The 15620-nt window shown below is 71.1% G+C and carries 9 protein-coding genes and 1 pseudogene; 2 read left to right on the forward strand and 8 right to left on the reverse strand.

Features of this window, described 5'->3' with window-relative positions:
- Positions 1-2 precede the first annotated feature (2 nt).
- From AB8Z36_RS09670 to AB8Z36_RS09685, 4 genes are all read right to left on the reverse strand, one after another.
- The gene (locus AB8Z36_RS09670) at positions 3-1049 is read right to left on the reverse strand and encodes an oxidoreductase (protein ID WP_369212808.1); all 1047 of its coding nucleotides are present in this window, start codon (positions 1047-1049) and stop codon (positions 3-5) included.
- Positions 1050-1297: 248 nt separating this feature from the next.
- Entirely contained in the window at positions 1298-2977 is a 1680-nt protein-coding gene (locus AB8Z36_RS09675) for a BCCT family transporter (RefSeq protein WP_369212816.1), read from the reverse strand.
- A gap of 134 nt (positions 2978-3111) precedes the next feature.
- Positions 3112-4392: a M14 family metallopeptidase gene (locus AB8Z36_RS09680; protein WP_369212809.1), complete on the reverse strand. Its 1281-nt coding sequence runs from the start codon at positions 4390-4392 to the stop codon at positions 3112-3114.
- The gene (locus tag AB8Z36_RS09685; RefSeq protein WP_369212810.1) at positions 4389-6359 is read right to left on the reverse strand and encodes a Xaa-Pro dipeptidyl-peptidase; all 1971 of its coding nucleotides are present in this window, start codon (positions 6357-6359) and stop codon (positions 4389-4391) included. Before AB8Z36_RS09685 ends, AB8Z36_RS09680 begins: the two co-directional genes overlap by 4 nt.
- 215 nt (positions 6360-6574) lie before the next feature.
- Here AB8Z36_RS09685 and AB8Z36_RS09690 point away from each other — a divergent pair, with 215 nt between their 5' ends.
- On the forward strand, positions 6575-8104 hold the full coding sequence (locus AB8Z36_RS09690; RefSeq protein WP_369212811.1) for a M1 family metallopeptidase: 1530 nt from the start codon (positions 6575-6577) through the stop codon (positions 8102-8104).
- A gap of 52 nt (positions 8105-8156) precedes the next feature.
- On the opposite strand, the gene AB8Z36_RS09695 is transcribed toward AB8Z36_RS09690, so the two are convergent.
- The 3 genes from AB8Z36_RS09695 to AB8Z36_RS09705 all read right to left on the reverse strand — a co-directional run bounded on the left by AB8Z36_RS09695 (position 8157) and on the right by AB8Z36_RS09705 (position 12431).
- The gene (locus AB8Z36_RS09695) at positions 8157-8870 is read right to left on the reverse strand and encodes an alpha/beta fold hydrolase (RefSeq protein WP_369212812.1); all 714 of its coding nucleotides are present in this window, start codon (positions 8868-8870) and stop codon (positions 8157-8159) included.
- 137 nt (positions 8871-9007) lie between these two features.
- Positions 9008-10465 carry an amino acid permease gene (locus tag AB8Z36_RS09700; protein ID WP_369212813.1) on the reverse strand — a complete coding sequence of 486 codons (1458 nt, stop codon included), beginning with the start codon at positions 10463-10465 and terminating at the stop codon, positions 9008-9010.
- Positions 10466-10625: 160 nt separating this feature from the next.
- The gene (locus AB8Z36_RS09705; RefSeq protein ID WP_369212814.1) at positions 10626-12431 is read right to left on the reverse strand and encodes an AMP-dependent synthetase/ligase; all 1806 of its coding nucleotides are present in this window, start codon (positions 12429-12431) and stop codon (positions 10626-10628) included.
- A 156-nt stretch (positions 12432-12587) separates the two neighbouring features.
- On the opposite strand from AB8Z36_RS09705, the gene AB8Z36_RS09710 reads away from it, so the two are divergent.
- Positions 12588-13346 carry a MerR family transcriptional regulator gene (locus AB8Z36_RS09710; protein ID WP_369212815.1) on the forward strand — a complete coding sequence of 253 codons (759 nt, stop codon included), beginning with the start codon at positions 12588-12590 and terminating at the stop codon, positions 13344-13346.
- Between the two features lie 62 nt (positions 13347-13408).
- Here AB8Z36_RS09710 and AB8Z36_RS09715 read toward each other — a convergent pair.
- Positions 13409-15592: pseudogene (locus tag AB8Z36_RS09715) on the reverse strand (3-hydroxyacyl-CoA dehydrogenase NAD-binding domain-containing protein).
- Positions 15593-15620: the final 28 nt, after the last annotated feature.

A 15620-nucleotide genomic window follows, 5' to 3' on the forward strand; every position in this document is an offset into this window, starting at 1 on the left:
CCTCAAGAGGTGCCCCCGCCCGACGTCGTCGGCGTCACCAGGACACTCGTGGAGGTCCGCGCGACCACATAGGAGTCGCCCTTCGTACTGCGCGAGGTCAGCGGGACCCGGTGCTCCCCCGGCTGAAGGACCTCGTCGAAGACCTCGTGGACGTGCGTCCGCGACAGCCGGTCCATCCGGTACGCGATGAGCTTGACCCGGCAGGTGGACGTGACGGACAGCCGCGCCGCGTCCCGTCCGGCGGCGAGCCGGGTGAGCCGCCGCTGCTCCGCGGGGCTGCGGTCCAGGGCGTACTCGATCTGGGCCACCAGGAGCGGCACGATCGGCGCGAGCCCGTCGACGCAGGCGACCCCTACGCCCGCCCCCTCGAAGGCGGCCCGCACGGACCGCCGGGTCTCCGCGGACACCCTGCGCCCGAAGGCGACGGCCCCGTATGTGCGCAGTTCCTCCGGCGGCACCCCCGCGGCGTCCGCGGCGATCTCCGCCCCGATGCCGATGGTGCGCAGCGCCGCCGCCAGCTTGGCGAGGAGCGCGACGCGGGCCCCGATGAGCAGCACCCGGCGCCGGACCTGCGGCTGCTCGGCCGCGAGCAACTCCCCGAGCGCCGCGCGGTACTCGGCGCCGCGGAAGCGGAACGGCCCTATGCCGTGGTACCCGTTGAGTTCCAGGTCGGCCGGTTCCGCCGTCTGCCAGGCGAAGTCACGCCAGATGAAGTCGTCGCTGCCGTCGTGCGCCTTCTCGATGACGGCGGTGACGGCACCGCACTCCAGGCCCTCGCACTCGGGACAGCCGTATATGACGTACCGGTCGTCGCGCAGCGGCGCATCCGCTTCGAGCAGGAGCCGCCGGATGTGGGCGGTGAAGATGGCCGGGGGGATGTCCGCGGCCAGCGGGGACACGGCGTCGAGGTCGGAGAGCCGGAAGAGCAGGGGTCGGCCGTCGACGATGAAGTCGACGAAGTCACGGTGGACTTGGTAGTCACCGTTGGCGAGGACCCCACCGGCCCGCATGGCAGGCGCCAGACCGAAGGTCGCGTACTCGGCAGACATGCTGTGAGTATCCCCACCGGATGTGTGATGTGAGCACGGCATCCCCTATTCCGCTCCTGGTCACGGTGCCGGTGCGACCCCTGAGCCCGGATGGGGTCAATGAGACGTCGCTGGCAAGCGCCGTGGGCCCGCGTGACCGAGGACGCGGACCGGAGGGAACGGCGCACAAGTGGGCGAGGGCGTACCCTCGTCCACCCGGCTGGACGAGGGGCGCAGCCGGACCGCCGCGCCGCCTCGTCCGGGGCGGGTCAGCTCGTACGCGCCGGGTCGTTGTCCGTCTCCGGGCCGTCCATGTCCTCGTCCGTGGCCGGGCCGATACGGATCTCGAAGTCGCCGTCGTACTGCTCGTGGCCCGCGATCACGGCCTTCTCGACCGCTTCCGTGCCGTGTTCGCCGCGCACGATCAGCGGGTCGTGGCGCAGGTCCCGCATGAGGGACACGCACATGCCGATCATCACGAGGGTGAAGGGTGCCGCCACCAGGATCGTGAGGTTCTGGAGGCCGGTGAGCGCGTCGCCCGAGCCGTCGCCGATGAGCAGCATGATGGCCGCCACGGCACCGGTCACGATGCCCCAGAAGACGACGACGAACCGCCCGGGTTCGAGTGCGCCCTTCTGCGAGAGCGTGCCCATGACGATGGAGGCGGCGTCGGCGCCCGAGACGAAGAAGATGCCGACGAGGATCATCACCAGGAGGCTGGTGACGGTGGCGATGGGGTACTCGTGGAGCAGGCCGAAGAGCTGTGCCTCCGCGGTCGTCTCGCCCTTGAGGCCGCCCCGCTCGGAGACGGTCATGGCGCTGCCGCCGAAGACCGCGAACCAGATCAGGCTGACCGTGCTCGGTACCAGGATGACGCCGCCGACGAACTGGCGGATCGTGCGGCCCCGGCTGATGCGGGCGATGAACATGCCGACGAACGGCGTCCAGGAGATCCACCACGCCCAGTAGAAGACCGTCCAGCCGCTCAGCCAGTCGGCGACGCCCTTGCCGCTGGAGGCCTCGGTGCGGCCGATGAGCTGCGGCAGGTCGTCGAGGTAGGCGCCGATGGAGGTCGGCAGCATGTCGAGGATGATGACCGTGGGGCCCGCGATGAAGACGAACACGACGAGCAGCAGCGCGAGCACCATGTTGATGTTCGACAGCCACTGGACGCCCTTCTCCACCCCGGAGATGGCGGACGCCACGAAGGCCAGGGTCAGCACGCCGATGATCACGACGAGCAGGCCGGTGCCCGCGTCGTCCATCCAGTCGAGCACCTCGATGCCGCTGCCGATCTGGAGGGCGCCGAGGCCCAGGGAGGCGGCCGAGCCGAAGAGCGTCGCGAAGATGGCCAGGATGTCGATGACCCGGCCCCACGCGCCCCGGGCGTGCTTCTTGCCGATGAGCGGCTCGAAGACGGCGCTGATGGTCTGCCGCCGGTTGCGCCGGAACGTGCTGTACGCGATGGCGAGGCCCACCACCGCGTAGATCGCCCAGGGGTGGAGCGTCCAGTGGAACAGGGTGGTGGCGAGCGATGTCTCCATCGCCGCCGCCGAGTCCGCCGGGTCGGTGCCCGGCGGCGGCGAGGTGAAGTGCGCCAGGGGTTCGCTCACGCCGTAGAACATGAGGCCGATGCCCATGCCGGCGCTGAACATCATGGCGACCCAGGACACCGTGCGGAACTCCGGCTCCTCGCCCTCCTTGCCGAGGGTGATCTTCCCGTACCGGCTGACGGCCAGCCAGAGCGCGAAGACCACGAAACCGGTGGCGGCCAGCATGAAGAACCAACCGCCGTTGTGGATCAACCCGTTCAGCATGTCCGTGGAGACATCCTTGAGCGAGTCCGTCGCCACCGCGCCCCAGACCACGAACGCCAGGGTGAGCACGGCGGTGACGCCGAACACCACCCGGTCCGTCTGTGGGGTCCGGCCGCCGTGGGAGGGCGTCATGATGTCCGGCGACCCTCCCCCGTCATCCGCCTTCTGCTGTTCATGCGTCACGAGTGGCACCTTTCAAGGGGTTGGTTTCGGTCGAGAGTTTGTTCTCGATACCCCCTACCACATGTGACCTACATCTCATGCCTTCAACAGCTCATGTCGGGTCGAGCTGTGACCATGCGGTAAGCCGCCCGCTCGTCGAGCAGCAGGGGCACGAGGGCCCGCGCCGACTGCCGCAGCGGCACGTACGCGCCCGACTTCTGGCGTTTCACCCGTACTCCGTGCAGGGCCAGTTCGTCCTTGATGTCCGCGTACTGGGCGGCGGTCAGGCGGTAGCCGCAGGGCGGGTCGGCGATGATCTCGGCCGGTTCCGCCGGGTCGTTGTCGGCGCCGCCGACATAGACGGGCCCGCGGTCGCGGAAGCCCTCGACGCGGGCCGCGCCGGTGGCCCTCTCCAGATCGGCGCGCCGCTCGCCCGTGTAGGCGAAGAGGCCGCCGAGCGCGGAGATCTGGGACGCCACGCGGCGGCGGTTGTTCAGCGCCTCGTCCTTCTTCTCGGCGTCGGTGAGCGGGTCGACGCGGCTCTCGATGAGCAGCCCGGCGGCGTGCTTGATGCCGGACATGTTGCGCAGGATGCGCTCCTGCCCGTCGCCCGCGGTCTGCTTGACGGGCTCACCGGTGACGGGGTCCGTCCAGATGCCGTAGGTGCCCGTGGTGTAGGAGTCGGCCTCGGCGGCCGGGCGCACGTACGCCTTCGACAGGGTCTGCGCCTCCTTGTGCACCGCCTCGTCGGTGTTGAGGTTGCGCGGCCAGAGGTCGAAGAGGTCCTTGTCGTAGTACTTGGGCGTCGCCCCGTACTCGTGCAGGTCGTAGATGACGTCGGGCCGGTGGTCGCGGATGACGGCGGCCGTGGCGCGGGCCTCCGCCGTCGCGAGGGAGAGGTGGTCGCGGTTGATGTCGACGCCGTCGGAGTTGCCGCGGGTGTCGGCGGCGCGGCCGTCGGGGTTGGCCGTCGGCACGACCAGGAGCGTCGTATGCCGGAGGAAGTCCCGGGTCCTGCCGTCCTTGGCGTGGGCCAGGTCGCGGATGGTGCTCAGGCAGGCCTCGCGGCCGGACGGCTCGTCGCCGTGCTGGCTGCAGATCAGCAGCACGGTGGTGGCGGCCTCGCGGGCTCCGACGCGCACCAGTTGGAGCGGGCGGTCCTGCTTGGTGCGGCCGATCCGGGAGACGGAGACGCGGTCGCTCGCCTTGTCGACGGCGGCCAGGAACCGCTGTTCCTCGGGCTGGCTGGTCCAGCGGGCCCCCTCGCTCTCCTCGAAGCCGGTACGCGGCGGCGTCGGGGACGCCTGGGCGGGCACCGTCAGGAGCGGCGCGGCGAGCGCGGCGGTGGCACAGGCCAGCGCTAGGGTTCTGATGCGCGGTGTCATGAGGAACTGCCTCCCGGTACGGGGATGATCGGGCGCGGCGGGGCGACGCCGTCGAGACGGGCGTCGCGCGGAGCGGCGGAAGCGGAGGTCCTGAGCGCACCCGCACCGCCCACCAGCGGCACCTTCGCATGGGTGCGGGCCAGGTCGATGGTGAGCGCCGGCTTGTCGGCGGGGGGTTCGATGAGGTTCTTGTCGGTGCCCGCGATGATCAGTGCGAGGCGGTGGCCCTTGGGCACGACGTGGTCGCTCGCGGCGAGGTCGACGGTGATGGTGTGCGGCTTGCCCGGGGTGAGCGGGCGCCCGTGGCGGGCGTCCGCCCAGGTGCCGAGGTCGGCCCAGCCGCGGCTGAAGACGGTGTGCTGGACGTCGGCCGTCTTCGCCCCGGTCCGGCGGTAGCAGGCGCTGTCGCCTGCGGTGCTCGCGCCCCAGCAGTCGCGTTCGGTGAGTGTGGTGATGCCCTCGCCCGCTGCCGCGTAGTCACGGATGGTGGCGGGGCCCAGGTCGACGAGGACGGCGGAGAGATGGGCGGTCCGGGTCGTCGGGGTCGCGGTCACCGTCACCTGCGAGGAGCCGGAAAGACGCAGGTCGCGGGCGAGCGGCCGGGTGACGAAGCCCGCCTTGGCCGGTGTGGGCACGTCGATCCGCTCGGCCCAGTCCGTCTCGCTCAGGGCCGGGTCGTCGGTGAAGGTCTCCGAGCCCTTGGCGGGGCGGGTGCCGAGCGTGCCCACGCCGGGCGCTTCGCCCTTGGCGGGACGGAGGGCGACCGTCGCCGTGCCGCGCGGGGGCCAGACGCGGTCGGTGGTCCACCGGCCGGGGGCGCGCTCGATGTCGGCCATCGGCTCGCGGTCGACGCCGTTGTCCAGGCCGAGGAGTTCATGGTCGAACCAGCGGTGCAGGGTGCGGACCCAGTCGGCCCTGCGCAGGTCGAAGGGGTCGACGTGACCGGCCTGGCTGAGCCAGATCTTGCGGTCGACGCCGTTTTCGGCGAGGGCGTCCCACCACTGGCCGAAGTGCTTGGCGCGGACGTTCAGGTCCTGCATGCCGTGCACGACGAAGACGCTGGCCCTGAACTTGCCCGCGTCCGGCACGTGATTCCGCTCGTCCCACAGGGGCGTCCAGTCTCCGTTGCGGGGCCCGCCGTCGATCAGGCGCTGCTGCACGGCGCCGCAGCGGGCGCGCGCCTCGGGGCTCTCCACGGCGTCGGACAGCCACTCGGGGCCGCTGTCGTAGAGCGGGGCGCCCTGCTGGAAGTAGTAGTCGTACCAGGAGGAGATCGCGCCGATCGGCACGATCGTCTTCAGGCCCTTGACGCCGGTGGCGGCCACGCCCTGCGCGACGGTGCCGTCGTAGCTCTTGCCGATCATTCCGGTCCTGCCGTTGGACCAGGCGGCCTTCGCGCGCTCCTGGCCCGTGCGGCTGGTGTAGCCGCGGGCCCGGCCGTTCAGCCAGTCGACGACCGCCTCGGCCGACCGGACGTCGGAGCGGCCCCCGACGTCGACGCAGCCGTCCGAGCGGTTCGTGCCCGCCAGGTCCACGGCGACGAAGCCGTAGCCGCGCGGCACGAAGTAGTTGTCGTAGTAGAGCGGGAACTGGACGGGGTTGCCCTGCGCGTCGTAGGTCTTCTTCTGGCTCTCGTTGCCCCGTCCGCAGCAGGAGTAGTACGGGCTGGCGTCCATGATCACGGGTATCCGGCGGCCCGTGCGGTCGAGTTCGCGGGGCCTGACGATGTCGACGGCGACGCGGTCGGTCCTGCCGTCGGTGTCGCCGTCGAGCCCGGTGTCGACCCATACTGACTCGCGTATCGCGTGCTCGTAGGAGTACTTGGGCGTGCTCTCGACGGGGTCACGGGGGCCCGGCGCGGCCCCCTGTGCGGCGCCCGGGGACACAAGCGTGGCAAGCAGGGCGGCGAGGGCCGCTGTCAGCAGCGATCTCCAGAGGAGGCGGATGCGTCGCGCACGTATCGGCATGGCGCGGAAGGTACACCGGCGAACTCCCGCGCGACAGGGGGCCGGACGTGCGGCGTCAGGCGCTTGGGACATTGAGGCACATGTCGGCCGAATGGCGATCGTGTGACAGGAGGGGCCATGGACATGACGCGTGCCGTAAGGGCTGAATAGGCTCGGCGACCAAGACACACAGCACGTGTGTCGCGGCGACTTGCGACTACGACTTGGAGCTTGACGTGCACCGCAGACTCATCGTTCCGGGAGCGATCGCGGCCTCCCTGCTGCTGGCGATCCCGGCATCGGCCGCTGACTTCACCCCCGGGGCCCCGGGCATCGGCGATCCCTATTACCCGGCAAGCGGCAACGGCGGATACGACGTCTCGCACTACGACCTGAGGCTGAAGTACCAGCCCGTCACCGACCTCCTCGAGGGCACGGCGACGATCAACGCCCGTACCACGCAGGACCTCTCGCGCTTCAACCTCGACTTCGGGCTCAAGGTCTCCGAGGTGCGGGTCAACGGCAAGAAGGCGAAGTTCGCCAGGACCGGCGACCAGGAGCTGGAGATCACGCCGACCGCGGGCCTGCCCAAGGGCGCGGCGGTCACGGTCGTGGTCCGGTACGCGGGCAAGCCGTCCGAGCTGAAGATCAACGGCTACACGGCCTGGCACCGGACGCCGGACGGCGGTGTCGCCGCGCAGGAGCCGGAGGCCGCCGTGTGGTGGTTCCCCTCCAACGACCACCCGCTGGACAAGGCCACCTACGACGTGTCCGTCTCCGTGCCCGACGGCACGCAGGCGATCTCCAACGGCGTCCTGCAGTCGCAGAGTTCGAAGCTCGGCTGGACGCGCTACAACTGGCGCTCCAACAAGCCGCAGGCCAGCTATCTCGCCACGCTCGCCGTCGGCAAGTTCGACATCACGACCGACAAGACCGAGAGCGGTCTGCCGGTCCTGAACGCCTACAGCAAGGACCTCGGTGACAACGCGGGCTCCGCGCGCGCCAGCATCGAGCGGACCACCGAGGTCGCGGAGTGGCTGGAGACGGTCTTCGGCGCCTACCCCTTCAACGCGCTCGGCGGCTATGTCCCGAACGTCAAGAGCAGCTACGCCCTGGAGACCCAGACGCGGCCCTTCTACAGCCCCGCCGCGTTCAACAACGGCTCCAACGCCTCCATCGTCGTCCATGAGCTGGCCCACCAGTGGTACGGGGACAGCGTCTCGGTGCACGGCTGGAAGGACATCTGGGTCAACGAGGGCTTCGCCCGCTACAGCCAGTGGCTGTGGTCGGAGAAGGAGGGCGAGGGCACCGCGCAGGAGCTCGCGGACTACGTGTACGCGCAGCACCCCGCGGGTGACCCGTTCTGGACGGTGAAGCCGGGCGACCCGGGGCCGGACAACCAGTTCGACATCGCGGTCTACGACCGGGGCGCGCTGGCCCTCCAGGCGCTGCGCAACGAGATCGGCGACGACGCCTTCTTCGCGGTTCTCAAGGGCTGGCCGAAGGCGCACGCGTACGGCAACGCCAAGGTCGGCGACTTCGTGAAGTACGCCGAGAAGGTCTCGGGCAAGCCGCTCGCCGAGCTCTTCGACACCTGGCTCTACGAGCCGTCGCGGCCCGCCGCCCCGGCCGCGAAGAAGGCCGGGCTCGCCCGCTCGTCGGCCGCCGCCGACGCGCCCGCGAAGCCGAAGTCGTGGAAGGAGATCGCCGCCACGAACGGCGTCCACGACCACGGGCACGACCACGGGCACGGCCACAAGCACTGACGCCCGCGGACACCGCGCCGCCCGGATTCCCTCCGGGCGGCGCGGCGCGTGCTCACCGCCGTCTCATGCCCCCGCGCCCGCCGCCTCGTACGCCGCCAGGRCGGCGTCGGCCACCGCGTCCGGCTCCCGCAGCGTCGGGAAGTGGTCGGAGCCCGCGAGGCGCACGAGGCGGCAGCCCGGGATGCGGCGCGCCATCGTCTCGTTGACGCGGGACGGCGAACCAGGCGGGGACCACCGCCTTGACGAACGCCGCGACCTCCGCGTCGTCCCCGGTGCCCGCGGCGGCCGAGGAACGCATGATCATGGCCACGATGCCGTCGATGTCGCCCGCCTCGGCGAGGCGGCCCACCTCAGCCATGAACGCGCGCGGCAGCAGCTCGTCGGCGCCCGTCACGCCCGGGACCACCAGCGCGAGCGCCGCCACCCGCGCGGGGTCGCGCAGCGCCAGGCTGATCGCCGTCGCGGCGCCCATGCTCGACCCCGCGAGGACCGCCCGCGCGATGCCGAAGTGGCCGAGGACGGCCGTCAGGTCCGCCACGAGCGAGAACGGCGCGGTCGGGTCCGGTGACCTGCCGTACGCCCGCGCGTCGTAGCGGATCACGCGGTGGCGTGCGGTCAGGCGCGGCAGCACGCCGTCCCAGATCCGGGAGTCCGCGACGCCCGGGTGCAGCAGCACCAGGGGCAGCCCCCCGGCGTCCACGCCCCGCGGCACACCCGAGTCCCACGCCCACACTTCGCCGTCCTTGACCGGCACCATGATGTCCATGCCCCGAGCATCCGGCCCGCCCGGCAAACCCGCCAGAGCGCATCCGGCCGCCCGTCAGCCCCCGGACGACGCGGTGGCGTCACCCCGGAGTGTGTGATCTCCGGCATGACGCCACCGTAGGTGCGAGCACTGACACGTCACTTGGTCAGGGTCTGGGCCTCGCGGTCGACCTTCTTGCGGATCGCGTACCAGCCCGCGACGAGCGCCGCCGCGACGATCGGGATGAGGAACAGCGTCTTGCGGCCGACCTCCGGGTCCTTCCACATCAGGCAGAGCACGGCCAGCAGGAAGACGATCGTGACGATCTCCGTGACCGGGTTGCCCGGGAGACGGAACTTCGGGCGGTCGAAGGCGCCCTCCTTGGCACGGCGGACGAACGCCAGGTGACAGATCATGATGATCACCCAGGTGCTGATGATGCCGAGGGACGCCACGTTCAGGACGATCTCGAAGGCCTTGCTCGGCACGATGCTGTTCAGGACGACGCCGATGACGCCCACGCCCGCGGTGAGCAGGATGCCGCCGTAGGGCACCTGGCTCTTGTTCATCCTGGCGGTGAACTTGGGGGCCGAGCCCGCCATCGCCATGGAGCGCAGGATGCGGCCCGTGGAGTACAGGCCCGAGTTCAGCGAGGACATGGCCGCCGTCAGGACGACCAGGTTCATCACGTCGCCGGCCGCCGGTACGCCGATCTTGGACAGGACCGTCACGAAGGGGCTCTGGTCCGCCGAGTACACCGCTCCGGGGAGCAGCAGCGCGAGGAGGACGACCGAGCCCACGTAGAACAGGCCCACGCGCCACATGATCGAGTTCACGGCGCGCGGCACGATCTTCTGCGGCTCGGCGGTCTCGCCCGCCGCGACGCCGACCAGTTCCAGCGAGGCGTAGGCGAAGACGACGCCCTGCATCACGATCACGACGGGCATCAGGCCGTGCGGCAGGAAGCCGCCGTTGTCGGTGATGACGCTCAGACCCGGTGTCTCGCCGCCGACCTTGTGCTGGGTGACCAGCAGGAAGATGCCGATCAGCATGAACGCGATCAGCGCGGCGACCTTGACGATGGAGAACCAGAACTCCATCTCGCCGAAGTACTTCACGGAGATGAGGTTGATCGCCAGGACCACCGCAAGGGCTATCAGCGCGAGCACCCACTGCGGGATGTCGGTGAAGAAGCTCCAGTAGTGCGTGTAGAGGGCGATCGCGGTGATGTCGGCGATGCCGGTGGTCGACCAGTTGAGGAAGTACATCCAACCGGCGACGTAGGCGCCCTTCTCGCCGAGGAACTCACGCGCGTACGACACGAACGAACCGGACGACGGACGGTAGAGCACCATCTCGCCGAGGGCGCGGACGACGAAGAACGCGAAGACGCCGCACACGAGGTACGCGAGGGCGAGCGCGGGGCCCGCCGAGTGGAGGCGGCCGCCCGCCCCGAGAAAGAGCCCTGTGCCGATCGCGCCACCAATCGCGATCATGTTGACGTGACGGGCCTTGAGGTCCTTGCTGTAACCGGCGTCGCCCGCGTCCGCGGGGGCCTGGGCGGCATCCGTGCGGGATGCGTCCAGGCGGGCCGAATCTACGGCTTCCTTGCTCACGTGGGGGATCTACTCTCTGGTGCCCGGAAGCGCTCCGGGGTCCGGAATGTGCTCCGGCCCACGACACCCCTGACGCGCGCGGACCGACGGGACACCTTCCCCCACCGATCACCGAACACGCGGTGGCGCACGTCACATAGCGGAACTTCTCACATGGTGGTCAAGGGGTGTACATACGGTCGATGACCTGCTCGTACTTGGCGCGGACAACACGGCGGCGCAGCTTCAGGGAGGGGGTCAGCTCCCCGGTGGCCGGGCTCCACTCCTCGGCGAGGAGGTGGTAGCGCTTGATCTGCTCGGTGCGGTTCAGGCGCGCGTTGGCGGCCCGGACGGCGCGTGCGATCTCCTCCCGCACGGCCGGGTGGGAGACCAGGCCGCCCTCGATGCCGCGCGCGGCCGCCCAGGCGGGCGCCATCTCCGCGTCGAGGACGAGCAGGGCCACCAGGTAGGAGCGGCCGTCGCCGTGCGCGAGGGCCTGACCGATCAGCGGGTGCTCCTTGAGCGCGTTCTCCACGAGGGCGGGCGAGACGTTCTTGCCCGTGGAGGTCACGATCATCTCCTTCTTGCGGTCGGTGAGCCAGACGTAGCCGTCCGTGTCGATCCGGCCGATGTCGCCGGTGGCGAACCAGCCGTCGGCGTCGCAGGCGGAGTCGACCCCGCCGTCGGGCCGCAGATAGCCGTCGAAGACGGTCGCCCCGCGCACGAGCAGCTCCCCGTCCTCGGCGGTGCGCACTTCGAGGCCCTCGATCGGGCGGCCCACCGAGCCGAGGCGGAACGCCCCGGGGGCGTTGGTCGTGACCACCCCCGCGGTCTCGGTGAGCCCCCACGCATCCATGATCACCAGGCCGAAGCCCGCCCAGAAGCGGGACACCTCCGGCGGCATGGGCGCCGACGCGCTCGCGGTCCACACCAGCCGGTCGAACCCGGCGAGCGCGAGCAGCGGGTCGAGGACCCGCTCCTTGGCCTCGGCGTAGGCCTCCCGCAGCTCCGCAGGGGGCTCCTCGCCCCGCTCGCGGCAGGCGATGTGCGCGCGGGCGGTCTCGCCCGCGGCCTCGATGGCCCGGCGCCGTTCCTCGGGCAGCGCGGCGAGGGCGGCCCGCACCGACGCGGCGAGCTTCTCCCATACGCGCGGGACCCCGAAGAACTGCACGGGACGCAGCTCGCGCGCGGTGGCCGCCACCTGCGAGGGGTCGGCGCAGAGATGCACGTGCGCGGCCCGCAGGACCGGCAGGTAGATGCCGAGGAGCCGCTCCGCGATGTGCGCGAAGGGCAGGTAGCAGATGTGCCCGACGTGCTCGGGGAAGTCGACGACGCCGTCCAGGGCGATGCCGTTGAGGAGGATGTTGCGGTGGCTGAGCCGGACGCCCTTGGGGTCGCCGGTGGTGCCCGAGGTGTAGACGACGGTGAGCGTGTCGTCCGGGCCGCTCTCCCGCCAGCCCTTCTCGAAGACCTCCGGGTCGTACCCGCGGGCCCCCGCGGCGCGCAGCGAGCCGTACGTGCGGTGCTCCCCCGCGTCCGCCGCCGCCACGACCACCAGGCGCCGCAGCGGGGCGCTGCCGTCGGCGAGGAGCGGCTCCCAGCGCGGCAGCTCACCGGCGCCCTCGACGAGAGCGAGGCGGGCCCGGCTGTGCCGCGCGATGTGGGCCACCTGCTCGGGGGCGGCCGTCCCGTACACGGTCACGGGGACGGCGCCCAGGTGCACCAGGGCCAGGTCGCTGAGCCAGTGCTCGGGGCGGTTGCCCAGCATCATCAGGACGTGCTCGCCGCGCTCGACGCCGAGTGCGGCGTACCCCGCGGCCAGGACGGCGACCTCGCGCCGCACCTCGCGCCAGGTGAGCGTCGACCACTCCCCGCCCGTGCGCCAGGAGAGCGCGGGCAGCTCCCCGTGGTCCTCGGCGGCGCGGCGGAGCAGGGCGGGGAGGGTGATGCCGGCGGGGTCGGACGGGATTCGCGGGATCGTGGTCATGACCGCCTCCTGATGCCGTCGATGGGCCCGGAGGGTTTCACAACACTGGTGTGCCAGCAATACTGTTGCACCGCATTGACGCACGATGCGGGGGCCGCATCGACGCACGGAGCGGGGAGACGTCCCCAGGGCCGAACCGGGGAGGATGGCACCGCCATGACGACCGACACCGAGGGCGTCGCGACCGAGGCAGCCGAGCCGGCCCTCACGGTCGACGAACTGGCCGCACGCGCGGGGGTCACGGTCCGCACGATCCGTTTCTACGGCACCAAGGGCCTGCTGCCGCCACCGGTCATCGGTCCGCGCCGCGTCGGCCACTACGGCCAGGAGCACCTCTCCCGGCTCGCCCTCATCGAGGAACTCCAGCACCAGGGCATGACGCTCGCCGCGATCGAGCGGTACGTGGAGCGGCTCCCCGCCGATCTCAGCGCGCACGACCTCGCCATCCACCGTGCCCTGGTGGCCTCCTGGGCGCCCGACTCCACCGAGGACGTGCCGCGCGCCGACCTGGAGCGCAGGGCGGGGCGCGCGCTGACCGGGGAGGACCTGGAGCGGCTCGCCGCGATGGGCGTGCTGGCCGGGACGGGGACGCCGGGGACGTACCGCGTGGACGTGGGGCTGCTGCGGCTCGGGGTGCGGCTCCTGGACGTGCCGATCGCGCACGAGACGATCCTCGCGGCCCGCTCGGTGCTCATGGAGCATTCGCGGTCGGCCGCCCATGAGCTGTCCCGGCTCTTCCGCGACGAGGTGTGGGACGCGCGCGGCGAGGGCGGTTCGGGCCCCGAGCACGTCGCGGCGATGCGGTCGCTGTCGGCGCACATGCAGCCGATGGTGGTGCAGGCGCTGGTGACCGCCTTCCAGCGCTCGCTCAAGGAGGAGCTGCGGGAGTGGCTCAAGGAGAGCGGCGAGAGCTGAACCGCTCCGCTCCCCTCGAACCACCCCGCACCGGCGCACGCACGCCCGGCGCACGCCCCCGGTCACGCGTCGCTGAAGCGCTCCCCGTTCGCCGCCTTCTCGACCAGCAGCGCGGGCGGCGTGAACCGCTCCCCGTAGGCCTCGGCGAGCTCACGCGCGCGTGCCACGAAGCCGGGCAGGCCGCCTTCGTAGCCGTTGATGTACTGGAGCACGCCGCCCGTCCAGCCGGGGAAGCCGATGCCGAGGATCGAGCCGATGTTGGCGTCGGCGACCGACGTCAGCACGCCCTCCTCCAGGAGGCGTACGGTGTCGAGCGCCTCGGAGAAGAGCATGCGCTCCTGCATGTCCTTGAACGGGATCTCGTGTCCGGGCTTGGTGAAGTGCTCGCGCAGGCCGGGCCAGATGCGGTCGCGCCTGCCGTCCACGTAGTCGTAGAAGCCCGCTCCCCCGCTCCTGCCGGGGCGCTGGAACTCGTCCACCATGCGGTCGATGACGGCGTCCGAGGGGTGCGCCGCCCAGGTGCCGCCCGCCTCCTCGACGGCCCGCCTGGTCTCGTCGCGGATCTTCCGGGGCAGCGTCAGGGTCAGCTCGTCCATCAGGGAGAGCACCTTGGCCGGGTATCCGGCCTGGGCCGCGGCCTGTTCGACGGAGGCGGGCTCGATGCCCTCGCCGACCATGGCGACGCCTTCGTTGATGAAGTGCCCGATCACGCGGGAGGTGAAGAAGCCGCGCGAGTCGTTGACCACGATCGGCGTCTTGTTGATCTGACGCACCAGGTCGAAGGCGCGGGCCAGCGCCTCGTCACCGGTCCGCTCGCCCTTGATGATCTCCACGAGCGGCATCTTGTCCACGGGCGAGAAGAAGTGCAGGCCGATGAAGTCGACCGGCCGGGTGACGCCCTCCGCGAGCGTGGTGATGGGCAGGGTGGAGGTGTTGGAGCAGAGCAGCGCGTCCGGCTCGACGACGTCCTGGATCTCCTGGAACACCTTGTGCTTGAGCGCGGTGTCCTCGAAGACCGCCTCGATCACCGCGTCGCACCCGGCGAGCGCCTGCGGGTCGGCGGTCGGCGTGATGCGGGCGAGCAACGCGTCCGCCTTGTCCTGGCTCGTACGTCCCTAGGCCACGGCCTTGGCGCAGAGCTTCTCGGAGTACGCCTTGCCCTTCTGCGCCGCCTCCGCCGAGACGTCCTTGAGGACGACCTCGATGCCCGCGCGGGCGCACGAGTAGGCGATGCCCGCGCCCATCATGCCCGCGCCGAGCACGGCGACCTTGCGTACGGTCCTCGGCTCGACGCCCCGCGGCCGGTTGGCGCCGGAGTTGACGGCCTGGAGGTCGAAGAAGAACGCCTGGATCATGTTCTTGGCGACCTGTCCGGTGACCAGCTCGGTGAAGTACCTGGCCTCGATGGTCAGCGCGGTCTCGAAGTCGACCTGGGAGCCCTCTACGGCGGCGGCCAGGATGTTGCGCGGCGCGGGGTAGTTGGCGCCCGCCGTCTGCTTCTTGAGGTTGGCGGGGAACGCGGGCAGGTTCGCGGCGAACTTGGGGTGGGCCGGGGTGCCGCCGGGGATGCGGTAGCCGGGCTTGTCCCAGGGCTGCTGCGACTCGGGGTTGGCGTCGATGAAGGCGCGGGCCTTTTCGAGCATCTCCTCCGGGGTGGCGGCCACTTCGTGGACGAGGCCGTTCTCCAGGGCGCGCCCGGGGTTGTACTGGGTGCCCTGGAGCAGCACCTTCAGGAGCGCGTCCGCGATGCCCATCAGGCGCACGGTGCGGGTCACGCCGCCGCCCGCGGGCAGCAGGCCGAGGGTGACCTCGGGCAGGCCGATCTTGGAACCGGGGACGTCGAGGGCCACGCGGTGGTGGGAGGCGAGGGCGATCTCGTAGCCGCCGCCGAGGGCCGCGCCGTTGATGGCGGCGACGACGGGCTTGCCGAGGGTCTCGATGCGGCGCAGCGAGTTCTTGATGGCGGTGCCCGCGTCGAACGGCTCCTGCGCGTTCTCCGGGCCGACCCTGATCATTTCCTTGAGGTCGCCGCCCGCGAAGAACGTCTTCTTGGCGGAGGTGTAGATGAAGCCGCGGATGGCGTCCTTGTCGGCCGCGACGGCGGCCTCGGCGCGGTCCGCGATCGCCGCGATGGAGTCCTTGAACGCCTGGTTCATGGTGTTCGCGGACTGGTTGGGGTCGTCGAGGACGAGGGTGACGATGCCGGTGTCGTCCTGTTCCCAGCGGATGGTGGTGCTTGCGGTCATGTTCTCTTCTCCGTGAAGTCTGATGGGG

It is taken from the genome of Streptomyces flavofungini, from assembly GCF_041028215.1.
Lineage (GTDB): Bacteria > Actinomycetota > Actinomycetes > Streptomycetales > Streptomycetaceae > Streptomyces > Streptomyces flavofungini_B.